Genomic DNA, 21,834 nt, shown 5'->3' on the forward strand with positions numbered 1-21,834 from the left:
CCCGAAGCCGGTGCGGGTGCCGGGCGCCCTAAGCGGGTGTGGGTGAGGAGCCGCCGGTCAGCGTGCAAGCGGTGTCGAGGCCCAGCACGTGGTTGAGGCGGCCGAACGCCAGCCATGAGCCGAGGCACATGCTCAGCTCCACGATCTCGAGCTGGCTGTAGTGCGCGGTCATCCGCGCCCAGAACTCGTCGTCGAGCCCGTGGTGGTCGAGGGCGTACCGCTCGGCGTACTCGGCGGCCAGCCGGGTGCGCTCGTCGAAGGCGTCGGTGGTGCGCCACTGCGTCACCGACTCGGCGAACTCCTCCTCGACCTTCTCCCCGTCCCGTTCGGTGCGCCAGTCGAGGCAGAAGGCGCACCCGTTGATCTGGGCGATGCGCAGCCGGGCCGCCTCGAACTCGCGCAGCCCGAGCGTGCTGTGGGCGTACACCGACATCGAGAACTTCGACGCGGCGATCCCGATGCCGGGCACCATCTCGCCCCACACGTACTCGATCGGGTCCCTGCCCTGGGGGATGTCGATGTTCACGGCCGGTTACCTCCGAGTCTGCCGGGGCGCAGCGGGACGTCGAGCGCGTCGTACAGTCCTGGCTCCTCGTCCGCGAGCCAGCCGATGGCGCCCACCAGCCGGGCGACCGCGGTGGCGTTCCCGCCGGCGGAGCCGTTGCCGCCCTCGTCCGTGGCTTCGACCGTGACCTCGATGCGCGGACGGCCCTCGATGATCACCCGGTGCGCGCCCACGCCGTTCGGGGGCGCCGGCCAGTCCGGCGCGCAGGACGGGTGGATGCGGGTGACGTGCTCGATGACGATGCGGGGCTCGCCCCCGACGATGCCCTGCACCTCGAACCGCACCGCGCCCTGGGTTCCCGCCTCGTACTCGCCCACGGTGGCGTCGAGCGGGCGCCGGTCCCGGGTCTCGAGGATCTCGTCGAGCTCGACGCCGAGAGCCCTGGCCATCAGGCGTATCTGCCCGCCCCACACCATCGTCGGGACGGTCGGCGCGATCATGGGCGGCTCGTACTCCATCGGCTGGCCCATGCCGACCAGGTACCGGACCGAGTCCGGCTGGTCGTACGTGGAGTAGTCGAAGATCTCCTGGCAGCGGATCGCGTCAATGGCGGTGCCGAGCCCGCTGACCAGCAGCGGCAGCACGTCGTTGCCCCAGCCGGGATCGATGCCCGAGACGAACAGCGAGCCGCCGCCCTCGCCGATGGCGGCCAGCACCTGCTCGCGCAGCTCCGGCGGGGCGCCGAGCTGGTCGTAGAGCGCGTACAGGGAGGGGGTGACGACGACGGCCCCCGCCCGGATCGCCCGGGTGACGTCGGCGAGCGCCTCATCGGGGCGGAGGTCGCCGGAGGCCGCGTACACCACGGCCCGGGGGCTCGCGGCCAGCACCGCCTCGACGTCGTCGGTCGCCGCGACCCCGAGCGGGTGGCCGAGCCCGCCGAGCTCCCCGGCGTCCCGGCCCACTTTGCCCGGGTCTTGGACGAGTACGGCTGAGAGCGTCAGCTCCGGGTGGGCTGCGACGGCGCGAATGGCCGCGCGGCCGACGTTGCCGGTGCCCCAGACGACCGTGGACATCATGGCCGGAGCGTAGCAAGCGCTTGGTTGACTGTATAGAGGTCAGCCTCGTACGGCGCACAGCAGGCGGTTGTTGCCCCGCTGCCAGAGCGTGCCGATCTCCGAGAAGCCGGCCTCCCGGAGCGCCTGGACGTGCTCCGACAACAGCCGGGACTCGGAGCCGTTGTGGGAGGCCCCGGCCGTGGTGCGCCGCTCCTCATTGAGCTCGGCGAAGGCGGGGTCCGCCTGGACCGCGTCCCACCAGGCCCGCCAGTCCTCCGGCGGGTTCGCCCCGAACCTCCGCTCCGTCTCCCTGTCGTGAACGGCGTGCTCCAGGCGGGCGAGGGCCGGGGTGGCGTCGTCGGTGTCCAGGTGGTCGCCGTTGAGCAGCAGCCCGCCTCGTCGCAGCACGGACGCGACCTCGCCGTACATGCCCTTGAGGTCGGCGGCGGAGATCCAGTGCAGCGCCGTCGTGCTGATCGCGGCGTCGGCGGGCCCGTCCAGCCCGAGCAGATCCGTCCACCCGCCGGTACGAAGGTCCGCGGAGACGAACGTGAGCTGCGGGTACGCGGCACGCCCGAGCCCGATCAGCAGCGGGTCGGCGTCCACCGCGATCACCCTCGCCTCCGGGAGGCGGTCGAGCAGCCGGGCGGACAGGGAGCCGGGGCCGCAGCCCAGGTCGATCACCACCGGATCCGGCCGTCCCAGCGCCTCCACGGCGTCGATCAGGGCGGTGAACCGCTCCTCGCGATCCGGCAGGTAGCCCTCCTGCTGACGGTCCCAGCGCGCCATCCACGTCAATGCGGCATCGTGAGTGAGCATGTACGGCTCCTTGTAACTGTCGTCTAAGCTTTGGGCAGTCACAAGCTAAAACACGAAGGTGTAACCGGTCAAGTGGATTTCAACAGTCACGCCGATGGAGTGGTCAGAGCAGCGGTGGCGCTCGTCAACGCGCTCACCCCAGGTGAGAGTCGGGGGCGCGACCATCCGGCGCCCGAGAGGCCGGGCGCCGCCGCCACCGAGGGCCTGCGTACCGTCTATCCGGACCACCGCCAGATCGCCGAGCCGGAGGGCGCCGAGCTGGCCGAGGTGGCCGCCCGCCTGCGGACGGTCTTCGCCGCCGTGGCCGCCGGCGACATCGACGCCGCGGCAGGTCAGGTGAACGCGCTGCTGGACGAGACCCACGCCAGACCCATGCTCCAGCGGCACGACGGCGAGCCGTGGCACCTGCACTTCCACGGCCGCGGCGGCACCCTGGCGGGCGAGTGGGGGGCGAGCTGCGCCACCGGGCTCGCGATCGTGCTGGGCAGCGAGTTCAGCGACCGCCTGGGAGTCTGTACGGCGCCGCACTGCGACCGCGTCTACGTGGACGTGTCACGCAACGGTACCCGCAGGTTCTGCTCCACGGCCTGCCAGAACCGCGTCAAGACGGCCGCCTTCCGGGCCAGGAGCAGGGCCTGAGGCCACGCCAGGGCCAGGAGTAGGGCCTGCAGGTCGCGCCGGGGCCAGGAGCAGGGCCTGAGGTCACGCCGGGGCCAGGAGCGGGTCTGAGGTCAGGCCAGGCGGCGGACGGGGGCGCCGGCGAGGAAGGCGTCGATGTCCTCGACCGCCTCGCGGAAGTACGTGCGGTAGTTCAGCTCCGTCACGTAACCCAGGTGCGGCGTGGCCAGCACGTTGGGCAGCGTGCGCAGCTCGTGGCCGGCGGGCAGCGGCTCGGTCTCGAACACGTCCAGCCCCGCCCCCGCGATCCGCCCCGCCTGCAACGCCGCCGCCAGCGCCTCCTGGTCGACGATCGCGGCCCGCGAGGTGTTCACCAGGTACGCGTCCGGCCGCATCAGCGACAGCTCCCGCTCGCCGATGAGTCCCCGCGTCCGTTCGCTCAGCACGAGGTGGACGGAGACGATGTCGGCCTCGGCCAGCAGCGCGTCCTTGCCCGGGGCGAGCCGCACCCCGAGGGCGTCCGTACGCTCCCGGGTCAGGTTCTGGCTCCACGCCACGACGTCCATGCCGAACGCCCGGCCGATCTCCGCCATCCTGGACCCGATCTTGCCGAGCCCCAGCAGCCCGAGCGTGCGGCCGTGCAGGTCCGTGCCCAGTGTGCTCTGCCAGGGGCCGCCCGCGCGCAGGGCCGTCGACTCCGACACCAGGTGGCGGCTGAGGCCGAGGATCAGCGCCCAGGTCAGCTCGACCGGCGGGGCCGAGCCGCTGCCCGTGCCGCAGACCGTGACGCCGCGCGCCCGCGCCGCGTCCAGGTCGATGGCGGCGTTACGCATGCCCGTGGTGATGAGCAGCCGGAGGTTGGGCAACCGGTCGAGCACCTCGGCCGGGAACGGCGTGCGCTCCCGCATGGCGACCACGATCTCGTAGTCGTGGAGGGCGGCCACGAGCTCGTCCCGGTCGGTGAAGTGGCCGCGGAAGCTCTGCGCCCGCACTCTGGACCAGTCGGCCAGGCCGAGAGCCACTCCCTGATAGTCGTCCAGCACGGCGCAACGCAGCATGGCCGGAATCCTATGAGGTGTCCGGCAAGCGCTCTTACCCGTCCCCCTGCTCCAGCTCCCCGGGCGCGTCCCGGGGAGCTGGAGCCCGTTTTTCCGCCTCTTCATGCAGCGCCAGGATCAGCAGCAGCTCCAGTTGGAGCTCCTGGAGATCAGGCGCCGCGAGACCGTCGAGCGCGCGCATGTTGGGCCTCCCTGGCTATAGGACGTCCCACGCGCCACAACGGTTCACGGATCAGGTCTCGGTCCTGAAACGTTCCCACGCGGACTGCCGCGTCATGCCGAGCGAGGTGCCGATGCGTTCCCAGCTGACGTCCCTGGTGCGCAGGTGCGCCACCCAGTCGCGCAGATTGTCGTCCACCTGTGCTTGCACGGCGGCGATTTTCGGGAGGTGCTCGAGTATCTGCTCTTCGGTCATCGACTCCCACATCGGGAGCCGGGGCTCGGTGGAGGAGGCAAGTTTTTCCCCTTCGAGGATTTCATTGCACAGCCCTATGCATTGGTCGCAAATGTGCACACCAGGACCGGCAACCATCTTGGTCACCTCCGTGCTCTTCTTGTGGCAGAAAGAGCAGCGGATCTTTTCCTTCCAGTCAGGCATGGCCTGACGCTACTACCGTCAGGCTGCTCCTGACAACCCCATGTGCTCCCGCAAGATCTCCTGGCGTTCCTCGGTGATTTTGTGGCAGATCGTCACGTACGCGTGCAGCACCTTGCGGTACAGCCCGCGCGCCTGCTCCAGTTGGAGGCGCAGCTCCAGAACACGGTCGGTCTCGCCGCGCTGCTCGGCCTCCGCCAGTAGGGCACGCGCCTCGTCCACGATCTCTTCGGCCCGCATCCTCGTACGGCGAAGCAGTGCGGAGCACTCGTGCAGCTCTTCCAGTCGAGCCGCCGAGGCGATGAACTCGGCAGAGTGCTCGGGCGACTCGTGCGCCGCCCGCCTGCGGAGATCCGATCTCATTTACCGCCACCTCCCGGTCAAGGATGCCTAACTGTAGACGCGCGACTCTCGGAGGCGGATCACCCGCCGACGTGCGGAGGTATCTCAATGATCCTGGTGGAAGGTTTTCTATTCCCCAGTAGGAAAACCTCGTCCCTGAAACTCGTTCGGTCCAGGCCAAATGAGGTACTTCAGCGGCTATTAGTGGAATGCCGTAAATCTCCGCTCTCGGCAAAAGCCGGGGATGAAGACGCCCGATCCGCCCCCATGAAGACCGGTCGCGGTCACATACTGAGACCGAACATCAGCGGAACGTGACTCAGGCGGCGGTGGTGGCGATGTCGGCAACGGGGAACGAAGACGACGCGGTTGACGTGAGCGTCGTCATCCCCGCGCACAACTGCCGGGCATACCTCGACAGATGCCTCACCTCCGCGCTCGTGCAGCGCGTGAAGAAGGAGATCGTCGTCGTTGACGACGGCTCCACGGACGGCAGCGGCGAGCTGCTCGACCTCTACGCCACGTACCACAAGGACAGCGTCAAGGTCGTCCACATCGAGTGCAGCGGCGGCGCGGGCCGGCCGCGCAACGTCGGCATCGAGCACGCCACCGGCCGGTACGTGTTCTTCTGCGACGCGGACGACCACCTCGGCCCCGAGGCGCTGGAGCGCATGGTCGCCATGGCCGACAGGAACGGCTCCGACATCGTCCTCGGCAAGATCGTGGGCCACGGCCGGCGCGCGCCGGTCTCGATGTTCCAGCAGAGCGCCGACCGCGTGGGCCTCGGCGACAGCAACGTCTACAACAGCCTGTGCTGCTTCAAGCTGTTCAGGCGGGAGATGCTCGAACGCCACCGCATCAGGTTCGGCGAGGGCATGCTCGTCGGCGAGGACATCATGTTCGCCGTCCACGCCTACTGCCACGCCGGGGTCATCTCCGTGGTGGCCGACTACGACTGCTACCACCTCGTGTCCAGGCCCGACGGCAGCAGCATCATGCAGCAGAAGGGCAGCAGGGACCCGCTGGCCTGGCTGGCCATGATCAGGCGGCCGATCCGGCTCATGGCCGAGCACGTCGAGCCCGGCCCGCTCCGCGACCACCTGCTCCGCAGGCACTTCAGGCTCGACGCGTTCGCGCAGCTCGGGGCGGTGTTCCTGGAGAGCGACGACGTGCGTCGCAAGGACATCGCCAGGGAGGTGGCCGCCCTCTGCGACGAGTGGTACACGCCCGGGGTGCACGAGCTGCTCAACAGCATCGACCGGCAGCGGGCGACCGCGCTCGGGGACATCGACCGCCTGGTACGCCTGGCCCGCATCGAGAACGCCACCGTGCGGCGCAGGCTGACCGGGCTGCGCTGGGACGGCGACCGCCTGGTGGTGACGGGCTCCGCCCGACTGGACGGCATCAGCAGTGACGACGGCCTGGCCGTGGTGCTGCGCGCGCGGCACGACCCGGCCGCCGAGATCGTCATCCCGGCCGAGCGGAAGGGGGGCGAGTTCACCGTGCGGGTGGACGTCTCCGCGCTCGCCTCGGGGATCTGGGACCTGCGGGTGGCGGTCGAGCTCGAGGGCGTGGTGCGGTTCGGCAGGCTCGGGGCCGAACGCGACAGCGGCCTCGCCCTCCCGCCGTCCCGGCTGATCGACGGCGTGGTGGCCCTGCCCTACTTCACCAGGGACAACGGCAACCTCAGCATCGACGTCGGAGGCCACGTGGTCGCGGTGCCGGGCACGGTGCGCCTCATCAGGACGAGATGGGGGCTGGGGCACCGGCTGCTCATCGACGGTGAGGTCAGCGTCGTCGGCACCGCCCCGGCGGTCTCGGCGGTCAAGCAGATCGTCTGGCGCGAGCGGCGCACCGGACGCGAGCGGACCGAGGGCGTGCTGGCGCTGCCGGGCGGCGGCTTCGCGGCCAGGGTCGCGATCGGCTGGCTGCCGCCCGGGACCTGGGACGCGTACCTGGAGCTCGATCTGGGCGGGCCGCCCGCGCGGTTCAGGATCGAGACCGACGCCGAGACGGTCGCGGCGCCGCGCAGGTGGTGGGGCGCGGCCGTGCTCAGGACCGTGCGGCCGTACGCGACCTCGGGGAAGGGGCGGCTGAGCACGGTGGTGCGGCGGCTGACGGCGCGGACGATCATCAGAAGGATCATGCGCTAATTGCCATCTATGTGCAGGTGCAAGACGATGTCCTAAAGTAGGGACCGTTTGGCTCTTGCAGGAGGTTGGCCGTGCACGTACCCGATGGCTTCTTCAATGCGGCGACATCCGTCTCGGCCGGAGTCGTGGCCGCAGCCGGTGTCGCGGTCTGTCTACGCGGGGCGCGGCGCGAACTCGACGACAGGACCGCCCCCATGGCCGGGCTCGTCGCGGCCTTCATCTTCGCCGTCCAGATGCTCAACTTCCCCGTCGCCGCCGGCACCAGCGGACACCTGCTGGGCGGGGCACTGGCGGCGATACTCGTCGGGCCCTATACGGGCGTGTTGTGCATGGCCGTGGTCCTGCTCGTGCAGGGGGTGTTCTTCGCCGACGGCGGGCTCACCGCGCTCGGGATCAACATCACGATCATGGGCATCGTCACCGTGCTGATCGGGTGGGCGATCTTCCGGCTGGTCATGAGGCTGTCCAGAGGCAAGGTCGTGGTGGCGGCCTTCCTGGGGGCGCTGGTCTCGGTGCCCTCCTCCGCGCTGGTGTTCTCGCTGCTGTTCTGGATCGGCGGGACCGCGCCGATCCAGGTGGGCGCGGTGGCGGCGGCCATGGGCGGCGTCCACGTGCTGATCGGGATCGGCGAGGCGCTGATCACCGCGCTGACGGTCGGCGCGGTGCTCGCGGTCAGGCCCGACCTCGTGTACGGCGCCCGCGGCCTGGCCAGGCCCCTGGTCCTGCGCGGCGCGGAGGGCGCGAGCACCGTCGTCGACGAGCAGGAGCCCGTCGTTGCCGCGCCCGGCAGGCTCAGGCCGTTCCTGCTCGGCGGGGTCGGCCTGACGCTGGTGCTGGCCGGGGTCGTGTCGTTCTTCGCCTCGTCCTCGCCCGACGGGCTGGAGGCGGTTGCGGAGAACAAGGGCTTCCTCTCGCAGGCGAGCGACCACGTGGTGACGTGGGGGCTGGCCGACTACGGCGAGGTGGGCGGCATCCCCGTCGGCGTGGCCGGCGTCGTCGGCGTCGGGCTCGTGCTGATCATCGCCGGTGCCGTGGCCTACGCCGCGCGCAGCCGTACCAAGGTCGAGGCCTGATCCATGGGCGCGGGGCACCATCACCAGCTCTACCTGCCGGGCGCCTCGGTGGTGCACCGGCTGCCGCCGCAGTGCAAGCTGCTGGCCGTCTTCGCCTTCGCGATCGTCGTGGTGGCCACGCCGCGGGAGCGGTTCTGGGCCTTCGCGGTCTACGCCGCGCTGCTGGGGGCCGTGGCGGTGGTGGCGAAGGTGCCGGTGACATACGTCCTGCGGCGGATGGTGATCGAGGTGCCCTTCGTGCTGTTCGCGTTCCTCATCCCGATCGTCGGGATGGGGGAGCGGACCAGCGTCCTGGGGGTCTCCCTGAGCGTGCCCGGCCTCTGGGCGGGGTGGAACATCCTGGTCAAGGCCACGCTCGGCGTGATCGCCTCCATCCTGCTCGCGGCCACCACCGAGCCGCGGGTGATCCTCGTCGGGGCACAGCGGCTCCGGCTGCCGAGCCTGCTGGTGCAGATCGCCATGTTCATGCTGAGGTACATGGACGTGATCATGGATGAGATGCGGCGGATGCGGGTAGCCCGGGAGTCCCGGGGGTTCGAAGCGCGAAATTTCCGGCACATCCCGGTGATCGCCCGGTCCGCCGGGGCGCTGTTCATCCGGTCGTACGAGCGGGGTGAGCGCGTACATCTCGCGATGCTCAGTCGGGGATACTCAGGACAGATGCCGATTATTCAAGATTTTTCAGCATCCGCAGGCCAATGGGCCCTCGCCCTCGCCCTCCCGGCCACGGCCCTCGCAGTATGGGGACTCTCCTGGTGAACTCTCTCGAAGTACGGCAGCTCGCCTACGCCTATCCCGACGGCACGCAGGCGCTGTTCGGCGTGGACCTGTCGATCGCCCGCGGCGAGCGCGTGGCCCTGCTCGGCCCGAACGGCGCCGGCAAGACCACCCTCGTCATGCACCTCAACGGGATTCTCACCGCGGGGCACGGAAGCGTCACCGTGGCCGGCACCCCGGTGCGCAAGGACACGCTCAAGGAGGTCAGGCAGCGCGTCGGCCTGGTCTTCCAGGATCCGGACGACCAGCTCTTCATGCCCACGGTCAGGGACGACGTCGCCTTCGGCCCGGCCAACGCGGGCGTGCGCGGCGAGGACCTCGACCGCGTCGTCAAGGACGCGCTGGAGCGGGTCGGCATGCTGGAGTTCGCCGACCGGCCGCCGCACCACCTGTCGTTCGGCCAGCGTCGCCGGGTGGCGGTGGCGACGGTGCTCGCCATGTCGCCGGAGATCCTGGTGCTCGACGAGCCCTCGTCCAACCTGGACCCGGCCGCCCGCAGGGAGCTGGCCGAGATCCTGCGCTCGCTCGACGTGACGGTGCTCATGGTCACGCACGACCTTCCGTACGCGCTGGAATTGTGCGAACGCTCGCTGATCCTCTCCGGAGGCGTGATCGCCGCCGACGGCCCCACGCGAGAGCTGCTCTCCGACACAGAACTGCTGGCAGAGCACCGGTTGGAGCTTCCGTACGGCTTCGCCATCCCCGCGGTATGAGGCCTATTTACGGCACCTCGTCCGCATCTTCGTAGTTTGTGCGTGCCCGGTATCCGGGGATGTCGAAGTACAGTGGCTCATCGAGGAGGGGCCAAATGAAGCTGCGGCTTGCGCGACACGCTCTTGGCGATGCCGTGGTGGTGGCCGTTGAGGGCGAGCTCGACCTGTTCACCGCACCGTTCCTGCGGGACGAGGTGCGTGACGCCATCAAGCAGGACGGCGCCAAGCTCGTGCTCGACCTGCAGCAGTTGTCGTTCATGGATTCCAGCGGTCTGTCGGTGCTGATCGAGGCCTGGCGGCTGGCGACCGGAGAGGGCGGAGGCGTGTCCCTGGCGGCGCCCCAGGCGCCCGTGGCGCGCATTCTGCGCACGACCGGGCTCGACCGGCGGATCAAGGTCTACTCCGACGTGGACAGTGCCGTGGGCGAGATTTGACCGCACCCCGAGTAGAACTTCATTCGGTCTGCGGGTTAGGGTCCGGGATATGGACGTGAACGGATCTGCAGCAATCATCTCCGGCGGCGCCAGCGGCCTCGGCGAGGCCACGGCCCGCGAGCTGGCCCGCGTGGGCGCCACCGTGGTCGTCGCCGACCTCAACGAGGAGCGCGGCAAGACGGTCGCCGACGAGATCGGCGGGGTGTACGTCAGGACCGACGTGTCGGACGACGACCAGGTGCAGGCGGCCGTGGACGCCGCCGTGGCCACCGGCAAGCCGCTGCGCGTGGTGGTCAACAGCGCCGGCATCGGCTGGGCCGAGCGTACGGTCAACCGCGACGGCAGCCCGCACAACCCGGCGACCTACCGCAAGGTCATCGAGGTCAACCTGATCGGCACGTTCAACCTCATGCGCATCGCCGCCGCCGCGATCGCCAAGACCGAGCCGGCCGACGCCGACGGTCAGCGGGGCGTGGTGATCAACACGGCGTCCGTGGCCGCGCTCGAGGGCCAGACGGGGCAGCTCGCGTACTCGGCCTCCAAGGGCGGCATCGTGGGCATGACGGTGCCCGCGGCGCGCGATCTGGCCGCGATCGGCGTGCGGGTGAACACGATCTGCCCGGGCATCATCGACACCCCGATCTACGGCTTCTCGGCCAACGCGGACGAGTTCAAGGCCAAGCTGGTGGCGCCGGTGGTCTTCCCCAAGCGCATGGGGCGGCCCGACGAGTTCGCGCACCTGGTCCGGTCGCTGATCGAGAACGACTACATGAACGCCGAGGTCGTCCGCTTCGACGGCGGCATCCGCTTCCAGCCCAAGTGAGGTCTCGTTGTCTGACGAAGTGCTCGTCGAGGAGTCCGAGAACGTCGCCATCATCACGATAAATCGCCCCAAAGCGCGTAATGCTGTGAATGGGGCGGTGGCGCGGGGGATCGCCGAGGCGCTGGACACGCTGGACGCTCGTCCCGACATTTCCGCTTATGTCCTGACCGGCGCCGGCGGCACCTTCTCCGCGGGCATGGACCTCAAGGGCTTCCTGTCCGGCGACTTCCCGGTGGTCGAGGGGCGCGGCTTCGGCGGGCTGACCGAGTCGCCGCCGAAGAAGCCGCTGGTGGCCGCCGTGGAGGGGTACGCGCTCGCGGGCGGGTTCGAGCTGGCGCTGTCGTGCGACGTCGTCGTGGCGTCGTCGGAGGCCACGTTCGGCCTGCCGGAGCCCAAGCGCGGGCTTGTGGCGGGCGCTGGCGGCATCATGCGGCTGCCGCGCCGGATCCCGTACCACATGGCCATGGAGATCGCCCTGACCGGCGACCACTACCCGGCCTCGCGCCTGTACGAGCTGGGGCTGGTGAACCGGATCACGCCGCCGGGAGAGGCGCTCGAGGGGGCGCTGGAGCTGGCGCGGAAGATCGCCGGCAACGCGCCACTGGCCCTCGCCGCCACGAAGAAGGTGATCATCGAGTCCGCGGACTGGTCGCTGGAGGAGATGTTCGCCAAGCAGAGCGCGATCGTCGGGCCGGTCTTCGGCTCCAAGGACGCCATGGAGGGCGCGGCCGCCTTCGCCGAGAAGCGCCCGCCTCGGTGGAAGGGCGAATGACATGGGGAGGGCGCCCCGCCGGTGCCCTCCCCGATCACTGAGAGGTCTCGCGCGGCCCCGGCGACGTGCGGCGCGACGAGAGCGCCTTTAGCGCGCGCATAAGCCTTCCTGGCTACGGTAAAGAAAGGGAAAGCAACGTACCAGGAGAGGCGCATGAGGGACTATTCGGGTTCCAGGTTCGAGTCGGCCAAGCGCGGCGCCGGTGCTCTCCTTTCCGGTGCGTTGAGCGCCCTCGCCGTCGTGATCGCCATGCTCGCCGTCATGTGGGTCGTCGAGGGCGTCGACTACTTCCTCAACGGCGCGCTCGACCGCGAGTTCGGCATCATCGGGTGGGAGCCCGACGGCCTGATCGGCATCCTGTTCGCCCCGTTCCTGCACGGCGGATTCGGCCACCTCATGGCCAACTCGCTGCCCCTGCTGATCCTGGGCTTCCTGGCCGGGCTCCGCGACCTGCGCAAGTTCCTGTGGGCCAGCGTGCTGATCATCCTCATCGGCGGTCTCGGCACCTGGCTGACCAGCCCCGGCGTCTACACGGTCGGCGCGAGCGGCCTGGTCTTCGGCTACTTCGGCTTCATCCTGGCCCGCGGCCTGTTCGACCGCAGGCTGCTGGACATCGCCATCGCCATCGGCGTGGGGTTCGCGTACTGGGGGATCCTGGCGGGGCTGCTCCCCAACCAGCAGGGCATCTCCTGGCAGGGCCACCTGTTCGGGCTCATCGGCGGCGTGGTGGCCGGCTGGGTGCTGCGGCGCAAGCGCGAGATCCCGGCGTACTAGTCAGGACGCGTACTGGTCAGGACGCGTGCCGGCCGGCGAATGCGCCCGCGTGTGCTCCGCGGGCGAGGAGGACAGCAGGCGGTCGATGTAGGCGAGGCCGATGGCCGAGGCCACGAACGCCAGATGCATGATCGTCTGCCACATGATCTTGTCGTTGGACGTCGTCTGGGCCCTGATGAACGTCTGCAGCAGGTGCACCGACGAGATGCCGATGATCGCCGTGGCGAGCTTGACCTTCAGCACGTTCGCGTTGACGTGGGAGAGCCACTCCGGCTCGTCGGGATGGTCCTCGAGCTTGATGCGGGAGACGAAGGTCTCGTAGCCGCCGATGATCACCATGATCAGCAGGTTGGAGATCATCACCACGTCGATGAGCCCCAGGACGGTGAGCATGACCACGACCTCGGAGGAGGGCGCGTTCTCAGGGACCGGCGCGGAGTGGAGGAGCACCGTCTCGATCAGGTGCCAGAGCTCCAGGGCGAACTGCCACACGTACACCGCCTGGGCGACGATGAGGCCCAGGTAAAGGGGGACCTGGAGCCATCGGCTGGCGAACATCAGATAGCCGAGGCTCTTCGGCCGGGTGGTCCTCTGGCCGGGTCTGAGCATGTCGGACAAGAAGTTTCCTAGCTATTCGAGCCGGGCGTGACGGAGCGGCCGGCAACGGCGGGATGCCGATGCCGGCCGGATTCGCGCAGAGCGTCGAGAAGGCTCCTGGAGGAGCCGTCGCGCCGGTCGGCTCAGCCGAGGCGCTCGACCACGTAGTCGACGCAGCCCGTGAGCGCCTCGATGTCGGCCGGGTCGATGGCCGGGAACATCGCGATGCGCAGCTGGTTGCGGCCCAGCTTGCGGTAGGGCTCGGTGTCGACGATGCCGTTGGCGCGCAGCACCTTGGCCACGGCCGCGGCGTCGACGGAGTCGGAGAAGTCGATCGTGCCGACCACCTGGGAGCGGAACTCCGGAGCGGCGAACGGCGTGGCGTACGACGACTTCTCGGCCCACGTGTAGAGGCGCTGGCTGGACTCGGCCGTGCGGGCGGTGGTCCAGGCCAGGCCGCCCTGGGAGTTCATCCAGTCGAGCTGGTCGGCCAGCAGGAACAGCGTGGCCACGGCCGGCGTGTTGTAGGTCTGGTCCTTGGCGGAGTTGTCGATGGCGACCGGCAGGCTGAAGAACTCCGGCACGTAGCGGCCGGTCGCGGCGATCTCCTCGACCCTGGCCAGGGCGCGCGGCGACATGATCGCGATCCACAGACCGCCGTCGGAGGCGAAGCTCTTCTGCGGGGCGAAGTAGTAGACGTCCGTCTCGGTGATGTCGACGGGCAGGCCGCCGGCGCCGGAGGTGGCGTCGACGAGGACGAGGGAGTCGCCGGAGCCCACGCGCTTGATCGGCATCGCGACGCCGGTCGAGGTCTCGTTGTGGGTGAGCGCGTACGCGTCCACACCCTCCTCGGCCACGGCGTCGGGGTAGGTGCCGACCTCGGACTTGATGACGCTGGGCTCGGACAGCCACGGGGCCTTCTTGGTGACCGCGGCGAACTTCGAGGAGAACTCGCCGAACGACAGGTGCTGCGACTTGTCGCGGATCAGCCCGAAGGCGGCGATGTCCCAGAACGCGGTGGTGCCGCCGTTGCCCAGCACGACCTGGTAGCCCTCGGGGAGCGAGAACAGGTCGGCGAGGCCGGATCGTACGCGGCCGACCAGGTTCTTGACCGGCTTCTGGCGGTGGGAGGTGCCCATGAGGCTCGCGCCGGAGGCGGCGAGCGCGGCCAGTTGCTCGGTGCGCACCTTCGAGGGCCCGCAGCCGAATCGGCCGTCGGCGGGCTTGATGTCAGCGGGAATCACGATGTCAGCCACGTGACCAGGGTACTGAGTTCGCGCGGATGGTCCGGGACCGGGGCGGGAATCTGAGAAGAACCCCACAACCAAAAGATCGTCCATGCCGCAGAATGGAAAGGGCCGGGGGATCTGCCATGTTCGTATGTGAGAGCGGCGGTGGTCCATGCCCACTGAACGGGATTCGCGCGAGGTGGTGGAGGGCCTGCTGCTGCGGCCCTTCTGGCGGGACCTCCCGCTGCCCGTGCTGGTCATCACCGGAGCGCCCGCCGGCAGGGCCGGGCAGCTGGCCGAGCGTTTCAACGGGCGCCTGCCGTACGCGAGGCCGGTCGAAGGCGCGCACAGATCACTGGCGAACCTCGTGGACGGGCTGGCCGGTCCCAAGGGCGCTCTCGGCGGCAACAGGGTCAGGAACACCCTGCTGCCCGCGCCACGCTTCCCGCTGACGGAGTTCGTGCTGTGGGCCTGGGCGCAGCGCGCCAAGGAGCGCAGGCCGGAGCAGTGGCCGCAGGGGGAGCGGTGGCCGCCGGTCCCCGACTCGCGTCACGGGCAGGAGGAGCTCAAACAGCGCTTCAGCGCCAGGTTCGGGGTGCGCCCCAGCCTGAAGGCCGACAGCCGCAAGCGGTGGGCGGCCGGCGACTTCCTGGTGCGGGCCGCGGTCTTCTTCGTGCCGGTCGCCACCGTGCTCGCCTGGTGGCTGGACGCCGGGATCACCGATCTGATCCCGCTGGCGCCCGGCCTGCTCGCGCTGCTGCTGGGCGCCGGCGCGATCGGGCTGCAGGCCGTGCGCTACATCCGCGGCTCGGCCTTCTCCCGGTGGTTCCGCCGCCACCGGTACGAGGACTTACGGCGCAAGGTCGGCGACAGCCGCCAGGCCTACGCGCTGCAGCTGATGAACGCGCCGGAGCCGAGGATCGAGCTGCTGCTGGTCTACGCGATGCTGGAGGACCTGCGCCAGGCGTACCGCAAGTGGCCGCGGATCCCGTGGCCGAGCTGGGGGCGCGGACTGTACGCGCTGCTGGTGCTCAACACGGCCGACCAGTGTCACGCGCGGTTCCTGGAGGTCTATCAAGAGGTCCTGCACGACACGGGCATCGTGCCGCCGCTGCTGGTGATCGCCGAGGACCCGGGGCAGCCGGGGCTGACCGGACAGCCGGGTCGGACGCGGGCCGGTGAGCAGCCCCGGACCGTCGCCGACGACGTCAAGCTCTGGCGCTCGCGCGTGGCCCTGCGCGGCCCGGAGCCGCGGCTGCCTCTCGCCTCCGACAAGCTGAGGCTGACCGAGCCCTACCGGCCTCGACTGGGCAAGGTCAGGGTCCGTGCGGTCGGCTACTGGCTCGCGATGCTGGCGCTGCTGCTCGCCCCGCCGCTGGCCGTCTACGGCAGCAACTGGTTCGGCTGCGGCCCCGGCATGATGCGGGCGGAACAGCAGTGCGTCGGCCTGGGCGACAATCTCGCCGAGATCGCCCCGCACCCGGTCCTGCTCCCCATCCTCGAACGCATCAAGCAGCAGAACGAGGACATCGACACGAGACAGCGGGTCATCACGATCTTCTATCTCGGCCCGCTCACCACGTCGCATCCGGGCGATGACCAGGTGGGCGGCTCGGCCGGCGAACTGTCCGGCATCGCGGCCCGCCAGGGAGCCTACAACCGGCTCGGCAGCTGGCAGATCAAGGTGGAGCTGGCCAACGCCGGGCAGTCCTTCCGCTATGCCAAGTTCGCCGCCGATATGATCAGGCAGCGCGCGGCCGGCGACCCGGACGTGGCCGGGGTGATCGGGCTCGCGTGGAGCAGGACCGAGACGCAGGACGCCATCCGGGTGCTCGGCGACACGCACATCCCGATGCTCAGCACCACGAATTCGGCCGACAAGACGCCGCTGGTCTACAACGACCGTCCCTCGCCGTACTTCTTCCGCATGGCGGCGCCCAACTCCGCGCAGGCGCGGGCGTTCGAGATGTGGCTCGCGCACGGGCTGCCCGGCAGGAAGCCGGTCGATCCGCGGCGGGTCGCCGTCCTGGTCGAGAGCGACGCGGACGACCACGAGCTCTACAGCGAGGACCTCGCGGAGGGGCTGGCCAAGGGCCCGTACGGGTCCGCCAAGCCCTACCGGTTCGCCAACCAGGACGAGCTGGCCGACAAGGTCCAGCTGGCCTGCCAGGAGCACGCGGAGGTGCTGCTCTACACCGGCAGGGCGACCTACCTGAACACCGTCGCCGACACCCGCGAGCACCAGTGCCCGGACAACGTGCAGATCCTGGCGGGCGACGACGTCACCGAGAAGCTGGTGGAGCTGCTGGGCAGGGAGGACTTCACCAACAAGCCGGCGATCTCGTTCGTCGCGCTCAACGACATGCGGCAGGGGCAGGGCGCCAACCGTACCCAGACGGAGATCGAGAGCTGGATCGAGAGCGCCAGGGCGAAGGGCGTGTCGCGCGTGCACGCGTGGCTGGGCTACGACGCGCTGCTGGCCGTCACCTCGGCGCTCAACAAGATCAAGGCATCGGACGTCGACGAATCGGTCAACATCGCGGAGAGCGTCGCGTACAACCTGCGTGGGCTCGGTGTGGACGGCCTCATCCAGGGCGCGAGCGGGAAGTTCTACTTCTCGGAGGACGCGGAGTCGCACTCCGCGCTCCCGCGCGGGCTCTGGCTGTTCTCCACGGACCCCGCCGCGGGTTCCTCCGCGAACGGCGTGGTGTCGCAGGGCGGCTGCACGGTCGACGAAAAGGCCCCGGGGACCGCCGAACTCGAGGTGAAGTGCTCGTTCGGCTGACGCGCCGGGGCCGATCCCGTCAGAACTTGCCGGTGACCTCGGCGGCGCCGGGCACGTCGCTCAGGGGACGCGAGGCGGGGCCGACGTAGTTGGCGCTCGGCCGGACGAGCCGGCCCGTGCGCTTCTGCTCCAGGATGTGCGCGGCCCAGCCGGCCGTGCGGGCGCAGGTGAACATCGAGGTGAACATGTGCGACGGCACCTCGGCGAAGTCCAGCACCACGGCCGCCCAGTACTCCACGTTCGTGGCCAGCACGCGGTCGGGCTTGCGCGCGTGCAGCTCCTCCAGCGCGGCCTGCTCCAGCGCCGCGGCGACCTCGTAGCGGGGCGCGTCGAGCTCCTTGGCGGTGCGGCGGAGCACGCGGGCACGCGGGTCCTCTGCGCGGTAGACGCGGTGCCCGAAGCCCATGAGCCTGTTGCCCTTGTCGAGCTCGCTCTGGACGTACTTCTTGGCATCGCCGAGCTGCTCGACGCCCTCGATCATGTGCAGGACGCGGGCCGGGGCGCCGCCGTGCAGCGGGCCCGACATGGCGCCGACGGCGCCTGAGAGCGCGGCGGCCACGTCGGCCCCGGTGGAGGCGATGACTCGGGCGGTGAACGTCGAGGCGTTCATGCCGTGCTCGGCCGCGGAGGTCCAGTAAGCGTCGATGGCCTTGACGTGCCTCGGGTCAGGCTCACCGCGCCAGCGGATCATGAAGCGCTCGACGATGGTCTTGGCCTCGTCGACCCGGCTCTGCGGCACCATGGGCAGGCCGAGGCCGCGCGCGGACTGCGCGACGAACGAGAGAGCCATGACGGAGGCGCGGGCGAGCTGGTCGCGGGCCTCCTCGTCGCTGATGTCGAGCAGGGGCTTGAAGCCGTAGGCGGGAGCGAGCATGGCCAGCGCGCTCTGTACGTCTACGCGGATGTCACCGGAGTGGACAGGGATGGGGTACGGCTCCGCCGGGGGCAGGCCCGGCTGGAACGTGTTGTCGACCAGCAGGCCCCAGACAGCCCCGAACGGGACACGGCCGACCAGTTCCTCAATGTCGACGCCCCGGTATCGAAGGGCGCCCCCTTCTTTGTCCGGTTCCGCGATCTCGGTCTCGAAAGCTACGACGCCTTCGAGTCCGGGTTTGAAGTCGGACATACTCGGCCGCCTCCCTTTCCCTTGCCATGTTTCGGCAATGCGATGCCTTGATGTCGAGATACCGGCGGGTCAATTTAACCCCTTCCCAGGTGGTGCTCGGTCTCCGGACCCGCTGTAAGGCCAAACCCGCTGGTGAGGGGGGTGCATGGGATCTACCACACAAGCGCGCAAGAATACCGTCTCGTGGATGCCACCCCGCGCCCGCCCGTGCTGGCGGGGCTTCGCCGTACGTACGAGGGCGAGCCGCTGCTCGAATCCGACCTCGCGTCCGACCCGATAGAGCAATTCACCATGTGGTTCCAGGACGCGCTCGACGCCGGCCTGCCAGAACCCAACGCCATGGTCCTGGCCACCGCCTCCGCCGGCGGCCGGCCCAGCGCCAGGACGGTCCTGCTGAAGGGCTATGACGAACGCGGCTTCGTCTTCTACACCAACTATGAGTCGCGCAAGGGCCGCGATCTGGGCGAGAACGCCCGGGCGTCGCTGCTCTTCCCCTGGCACCCGATCCGGCGCCAGATACGCGTCGAGGGGACTGTGACGCGGATCTCCCACGAGGAGTCGGCCGCGTACTACAACTCCCGCCCCTACGGCTCGCGCATCGGGGCCTGGGCGTCGCGTCAGTCGGCGGTCGTGCGCTCCAGGGAGGAGCTGGACGACCGCTACGCGGAGCTGGCGGCCCGCTGGCCGGAGGATCCGCCGGTGCCCGACTTCTGGGGCGGTTTCCGGGTCCATCCGATCGAGGTGGAGTTCTGGCAGGGACAGCTCGACCGGATGCATGACCGGCTCCGTTACCGGCGTACGAGACCCGGCTGGGCCCTGGAAAGGCTTGCGCCTTAATGTGCTTCGAGTGGCAATTGCGGAGCTGGTTAAGCGACATCTGGTAGATACGCGTCCGCTGGGTGTGCGTGACTATCGGCGGCTCTGGCTTGGCCAGTCCGTTTCGCACGTCGGCGTCGCGGCGACCGTCGTCGCGGTCGGACAGCAGGTCTGGCAGCTCACCCACTCGTCGTTCTACGTCGGGCTGCTGGGCATGGCCAACCTGATCCCGCTGATCGTCTTCGGCCTGTGGGGCGGGGCGGTCGCCGACGCGGTGGACCGGCGCAAGCTGCTCATCATCGGCTCGTTCATCGCCTGGGCGGCGACGCTGCTCATCCTCGCCCAGGCGCTGCTCAACCTGGGGAACATCTACCTGATCTTCGCCGCGGTCGCCGTGAACGCCACCGGCTTCGCGATCACCAGCCCGACCAGGGGCGCGATCATCCCCAGGCTCCTGGACAAGGAGCTGGTGCCCGCGGCCAACGCGCTCAACTCGCTCGTCTTCAGCATGGGCGCGGTGGTGGGCCCGATGATCGGCGCGGTCGCGCTGACCGCCGGCGGGTACGCGGCGGCGTACGCGCTGGACGCCCTGCTCTTCACCGGCAGCCTCTACGCGGCGCTCAGATTGCCCTCACTGCCCCCACTGGGCGAGGTGACACGTCCGGGTGCCCGGGCGGTGCTCGAGGGGCTCAGCTTCATCGTCAGCAGCCCGGTGCTGCTGATGTCGTTCGTGGTGGACATCATCGCGATGGTGTTCGCCATGCCTCGCGCGCTCTACCCCGAGCTGACCGCCGAGCGGTTCGGCGGCTCCAGCCTGGCGCTCGGCCTGATGACCTCCGCCATGGCCTTCGGCTCGGTCGCCGGGGCGCTGTTCTCCGGCTGGGTGGGCCGGGTCTCTCGGCAGGGTGTGGCGCTCGTCGTGGTCATCGCCGTCTGGGGCCTGGCCGTGGCCGCCGCGGGGCTCGCGCACGAGCTCTGGCTGGTTCTGGCGTTCATGGCCGTGGGCGGCGTGGCGGACGTGATCTCGTCGGTGTGGCGCCAGTCCATCCTGCAGCTGTACGCGCCCGACGAGATGCGGGGGCGGCTGCAGGGGGCGTTCATGGTGGTCGTGGCCGGCGGGCCGCGCCTCGGCGACCTGCGGGCCGGGGCCACGGCGACCGCGCTGGGGCTGACCGGAGCCTGGGTGGGCGGCGGCATCGCCTGCGCCGTCGTGGTGCTGGCCGTCGGCCTCTCGGTGGCCGGCTTCCGTAACTACCGGGCCCGCTAGCGGTACGAGGCCCCTCGGCGTCACGCCAGGGTGGCCGCCACCCTCAGGTCGGCCAGGAAGCCCTTGTACGCGAGGTCCCTGTCGGGGGCGCGCAGCACGGCCGACGGGTGCACGGTGGCCACGGCGAGCGCGTCCCCGAGCGGCACCGGCTCGCCCCGCCGCTGGGTCACCCGGAACTCCCGCCCCAGCAGCGACCTGGCCGCCGTCGCCCCGAGCACCACGATCACCTCCGGCCGCACCACGGCCAGCTCGGCGTCGAGCCACGGGTGGCAGGCGGTGATCTCGGCGGCCGTCGGCTTCTGGTGGATGCGCCGCTTGCCGCGCAGCGTGAAGGAGAAATGCTTGACCGCGTTGGTGACGTACACGTCGTCGCGCTCGATGCCCGCCTCCTCCAGCCCCTTGTCGAGAAGCCGTCCCGCCGGGCCCACGAACGGGTGTCCCTGCCGGTCCTCCTGGTCCCCGGGCACCTCGCCCACGAGCATGAACCTGGCCTCCTTCGGACCCTCGCCGAACACGGTCTGCGTGGCGTTCCGGTAAAGACCGCAGCCCTCGCAGCCGGCCGCCGCGTGGCGAAGAGAGTCGAGATCGAGCCGGTCGGGAAGGAACTCGGCCGCCCCTTTGTTGCCGTCCTTATCCATCGTCGGTCGTTCTCCCAATAGGGTTCCTGTGACTCCTGTGCCCGCTGCGGACGGGCTCAGTCCCACCCCGACCGGCGTACCATTTACTTGGGAGGACTGCCTTGACCGCACACGGCCTGATCGACACCACGGAGATGTACCTCCGCACGATTTACGAGCTCGAAGAGGAGGGCATCGTCCCCCTTCGCGCCCGCATCGCGGAGCGGCTGCAGCAGAGCGGGCCCACCGTGAGCCAGACGGTCGCCCGCATGGAGCGCGACGGCCTCGTCCGCGTCGAGGGCGACCGGCACCTGTCGATGACCGACCTGGGCCGCACGCTGGCCACGCGGGTGATGCGCAAGCACCGGCTCGCCGAGTGCCTGCTGACCCAGGTGATCGGCCTTCCGTGGGAAGAGGTGCACATCGAGGCGTGCCGCTGGGAGCACGTCATGTCGGAGTCGGTCGAGTCGCGCCTGGTGACGCTGCTCGACAACCCCACGGTCTGCCCCCACGGCAACCCCATCCCTGGGCTGGGCGAGCTGGGCGCCAAGGAGGTCGCCGAGGGCGGCGCCAACGTGCTGGCCTCGATGTCGGAGCTGGCAGGCCCGAGAGACACACCCGTCGTCGTGCGGCGAATTAGCGAACAAGTGCAAAGCGATCCTGCTGTGATGCTTAAACTCAAGCAAGTTGGGATACAACCCGGACGCGAGGTGACGCTCGCGGCGAGCGACGACGGTGTGCGGGTGACAGGTGACGGTGACGCGAACGACACTCCCGCGGAGCTTCCGCGCGATGTCGCTGCGCACGTATTTGTCTCCAAGCGCTGACGCGCGCGCGGCTGCTTGGTTGAATCCCTCCTGGGAGGCCCTCCACTCTCCCCTGGCCA

General features: G+C 69.9%; 24 protein-coding genes. 13 read left to right on the forward strand and 11 right to left on the reverse strand.

What is annotated here, in order from left to right; translation table 11 throughout:
• Positions 1-28 precede the first annotated feature (28 nt).
• Genes AB0J64_RS31960 through AB0J64_RS31970 form a run of 3 tightly spaced genes read right to left on the reverse strand, consistent with a single transcriptional unit; the run spans position 29 to position 2,379 of the window.
• The gene (locus AB0J64_RS31960; protein ID WP_364035042.1) at positions 29-526 is read right to left on the reverse strand and encodes a carboxymuconolactone decarboxylase family protein; all 498 of its coding nucleotides are present in this window, start codon (positions 524-526) and stop codon (positions 29-31) included.
• Positions 523-1,581: a dihydrodipicolinate reductase gene (locus AB0J64_RS31965; RefSeq protein ID WP_364035045.1), complete on the reverse strand. Its 1,059-nt coding sequence runs from the start codon at positions 1,579-1,581 to the stop codon at positions 523-525. The genes AB0J64_RS31960 and AB0J64_RS31965 overlap by 4 nt, the downstream gene beginning before the upstream one ends.
• A 39-nt stretch (positions 1,582-1,620) precedes the next feature.
• Positions 1,621-2,379, reverse strand: coding sequence for a methyltransferase domain-containing protein (locus AB0J64_RS31970; RefSeq protein ID WP_364035048.1), 759 nt, complete (start codon positions 2,377-2,379; stop codon positions 1,621-1,623).
• A gap of 72 nt (positions 2,380-2,451) precedes the next feature.
• Between AB0J64_RS31970 and AB0J64_RS31975 the strand changes: the two genes are divergently transcribed.
• Positions 2,452-3,018, forward strand: a complete 567-nt coding sequence (locus AB0J64_RS31975; RefSeq protein ID WP_364035051.1) for a CGNR zinc finger domain-containing protein — start codon at positions 2,452-2,454, stop codon at positions 3,016-3,018.
• Between the two features lie 92 nt (positions 3,019-3,110).
• On the opposite strand, the gene AB0J64_RS31980 is transcribed toward AB0J64_RS31975, so the two are convergent.
• The 4 genes from AB0J64_RS31980 to AB0J64_RS31995 are packed head-to-tail and all read right to left on the reverse strand — an operon-like array spanning position 3,111 to position 5,013.
• A complete protein-coding gene (locus tag AB0J64_RS31980; RefSeq protein ID WP_364035054.1) occupies positions 3,111-4,055 on the reverse strand; it encodes a D-2-hydroxyacid dehydrogenase family protein in 945 nt (314 codons plus the stop codon).
• A gap of 34 nt (positions 4,056-4,089) precedes the next feature.
• Complete coding sequence (locus tag AB0J64_RS31985; RefSeq protein ID WP_364035057.1) at positions 4,090-4,236, reverse strand: hypothetical protein; 147 nt, start codon at positions 4,234-4,236, stop codon at positions 4,090-4,092.
• A gap of 51 nt (positions 4,237-4,287) precedes the next feature.
• Complete coding sequence (locus AB0J64_RS31990) at positions 4,288-4,653, reverse strand: ClpX C4-type zinc finger protein (protein ID WP_364035060.1); 366 nt, start codon at positions 4,651-4,653, stop codon at positions 4,288-4,290.
• A gap of 18 nt (positions 4,654-4,671) precedes the next feature.
• Positions 4,672-5,013, reverse strand: a complete 342-nt coding sequence (locus AB0J64_RS31995) for a hypothetical protein (protein WP_364035063.1) — start codon at positions 5,011-5,013, stop codon at positions 4,672-4,674.
• Between the two features lie 353 nt (positions 5,014-5,366).
• Here AB0J64_RS31995 and AB0J64_RS32000 point away from each other — a divergent pair, with 353 nt between their 5' ends.
• The 8 genes from AB0J64_RS32000 (at position 5,367) to AB0J64_RS32035 (ending at position 12,511) form a co-directional block, all read left to right on the forward strand.
• Entirely contained in the window at positions 5,367-7,145 is a 1,779-nt protein-coding gene (locus AB0J64_RS32000; RefSeq protein WP_364035066.1) for a glycosyltransferase family 2 protein, read from the forward strand.
• A 71-nt stretch (positions 7,146-7,216) separates the two neighbouring features.
• The gene (locus AB0J64_RS32005; RefSeq protein WP_364035069.1) at positions 7,217-8,218 is read left to right on the forward strand and encodes an energy-coupling factor ABC transporter permease; all 1,002 of its coding nucleotides are present in this window, start codon (positions 7,217-7,219) and stop codon (positions 8,216-8,218) included.
• Positions 8,219-8,221: 3 nt separating this feature from the next.
• Positions 8,222-8,977 carry a cobalt ECF transporter T component CbiQ gene (gene cbiQ, locus AB0J64_RS32010; protein ID WP_364035072.1) on the forward strand — a complete coding sequence of 252 codons (756 nt, stop codon included), beginning with the start codon at positions 8,222-8,224 and terminating at the stop codon, positions 8,975-8,977.
• Positions 8,959-9,708, forward strand: a complete 750-nt coding sequence (locus AB0J64_RS32015) for an ABC transporter ATP-binding protein (protein ID WP_364035075.1) — start codon at positions 8,959-8,961, stop codon at positions 9,706-9,708. The genes cbiQ and AB0J64_RS32015 overlap by 19 nt, the downstream gene beginning before the upstream one ends.
• 95 nt (positions 9,709-9,803) lie before the next feature.
• Positions 9,804-10,142 carry an STAS domain-containing protein gene (locus AB0J64_RS32020; RefSeq protein ID WP_051112646.1) on the forward strand — a complete coding sequence of 113 codons (339 nt, stop codon included), beginning with the start codon at positions 9,804-9,806 and terminating at the stop codon, positions 10,140-10,142.
• A gap of 49 nt (positions 10,143-10,191) precedes the next feature.
• Positions 10,192-10,965, forward strand: coding sequence for an SDR family NAD(P)-dependent oxidoreductase (locus AB0J64_RS32025; protein WP_364035078.1), 774 nt, complete (start codon positions 10,192-10,194; stop codon positions 10,963-10,965).
• A 7-nt stretch (positions 10,966-10,972) separates the two neighbouring features.
• Positions 10,973-11,737 (forward strand): crotonase/enoyl-CoA hydratase family protein, encoded by a 765-nt coding sequence (locus tag AB0J64_RS32030; protein ID WP_364035081.1) that lies wholly within the window; start codon positions 10,973-10,975, stop codon positions 11,735-11,737.
• A 153-nt stretch (positions 11,738-11,890) separates the two neighbouring features.
• A complete protein-coding gene (locus tag AB0J64_RS32035; RefSeq protein WP_364035084.1) occupies positions 11,891-12,511 on the forward strand; it encodes a rhomboid family intramembrane serine protease in 621 nt (206 codons plus the stop codon).
• On the opposite strand, the gene AB0J64_RS32040 is transcribed toward AB0J64_RS32035, so the two are convergent.
• Together AB0J64_RS32040 and serC are read right to left on the reverse strand one after the other, a co-directional pair.
• Entirely contained in the window at positions 12,512-13,120 is a 609-nt protein-coding gene (locus tag AB0J64_RS32040; protein WP_364035226.1) for a TIGR00645 family protein, read from the reverse strand.
• A gap of 131 nt (positions 13,121-13,251) precedes the next feature.
• Positions 13,252-14,364 (reverse strand): phosphoserine transaminase, encoded by a 1,113-nt coding sequence (serC, locus tag AB0J64_RS32045; RefSeq protein WP_364035087.1) that lies wholly within the window; start codon positions 14,362-14,364, stop codon positions 13,252-13,254.
• Positions 14,365-14,509: 145 nt separating this feature from the next.
• On the opposite strand from serC, the gene AB0J64_RS32050 reads away from it, so the two are divergent.
• A complete protein-coding gene (locus tag AB0J64_RS32050) occupies positions 14,510-17,122 on the forward strand; it encodes a hypothetical protein (protein ID WP_364035090.1) in 2,613 nt (870 codons plus the stop codon).
• A gap of 19 nt (positions 17,123-17,141) precedes the next feature.
• Here AB0J64_RS32050 and AB0J64_RS32055 read toward each other — a convergent pair whose 3' ends face one another.
• Positions 17,142-18,248, reverse strand: a complete 1,107-nt coding sequence (locus AB0J64_RS32055) for a citrate synthase 2 (protein ID WP_364035093.1) — start codon at positions 18,246-18,248, stop codon at positions 17,142-17,144.
• 183 nt (positions 18,249-18,431) lie between these two features.
• On the opposite strand from AB0J64_RS32055, the gene pdxH reads away from it, so the two are divergent.
• Together pdxH and AB0J64_RS32065 are read left to right on the forward strand one after the other, a co-directional pair.
• A complete protein-coding gene (gene pdxH / locus AB0J64_RS32060) occupies positions 18,432-19,085 on the forward strand; it encodes a pyridoxamine 5'-phosphate oxidase (RefSeq protein ID WP_344997710.1) in 654 nt (217 codons plus the stop codon).
• A 64-nt stretch (positions 19,086-19,149) separates the two neighbouring features.
• Complete coding sequence (locus tag AB0J64_RS32065) at positions 19,150-20,331, forward strand: MFS transporter (RefSeq protein ID WP_364035097.1); 1,182 nt, start codon at positions 19,150-19,152, stop codon at positions 20,329-20,331.
• A gap of 20 nt (positions 20,332-20,351) precedes the next feature.
• Here the strand turns inward: AB0J64_RS32065 and AB0J64_RS32070 are convergent, their stop codons facing one another.
• Positions 20,352-20,969, reverse strand: coding sequence for a UdgX family uracil-DNA binding protein (locus AB0J64_RS32070; RefSeq protein ID WP_364035100.1), 618 nt, complete (start codon positions 20,967-20,969; stop codon positions 20,352-20,354).
• Between the two features lie 101 nt (positions 20,970-21,070).
• Here AB0J64_RS32070 and AB0J64_RS32075 point away from each other — a divergent pair, with 101 nt between their 5' ends.
• Positions 21,071-21,775: a metal-dependent transcriptional regulator gene (locus AB0J64_RS32075; RefSeq protein ID WP_364035103.1), complete on the forward strand. Its 705-nt coding sequence runs from the start codon at positions 21,071-21,073 to the stop codon at positions 21,773-21,775.
• The last annotated feature ends 59 nt before the right edge of the window (positions 21,776-21,834 follow it).

The sequence above is a fragment of the Nonomuraea sp. NPDC049695 genome (genome assembly GCF_040674955.1).
In the GTDB taxonomy this organism is placed as follows: domain Bacteria; phylum Actinomycetota; class Actinomycetes; order Streptosporangiales; family Streptosporangiaceae; genus Nonomuraea; species Nonomuraea helvata.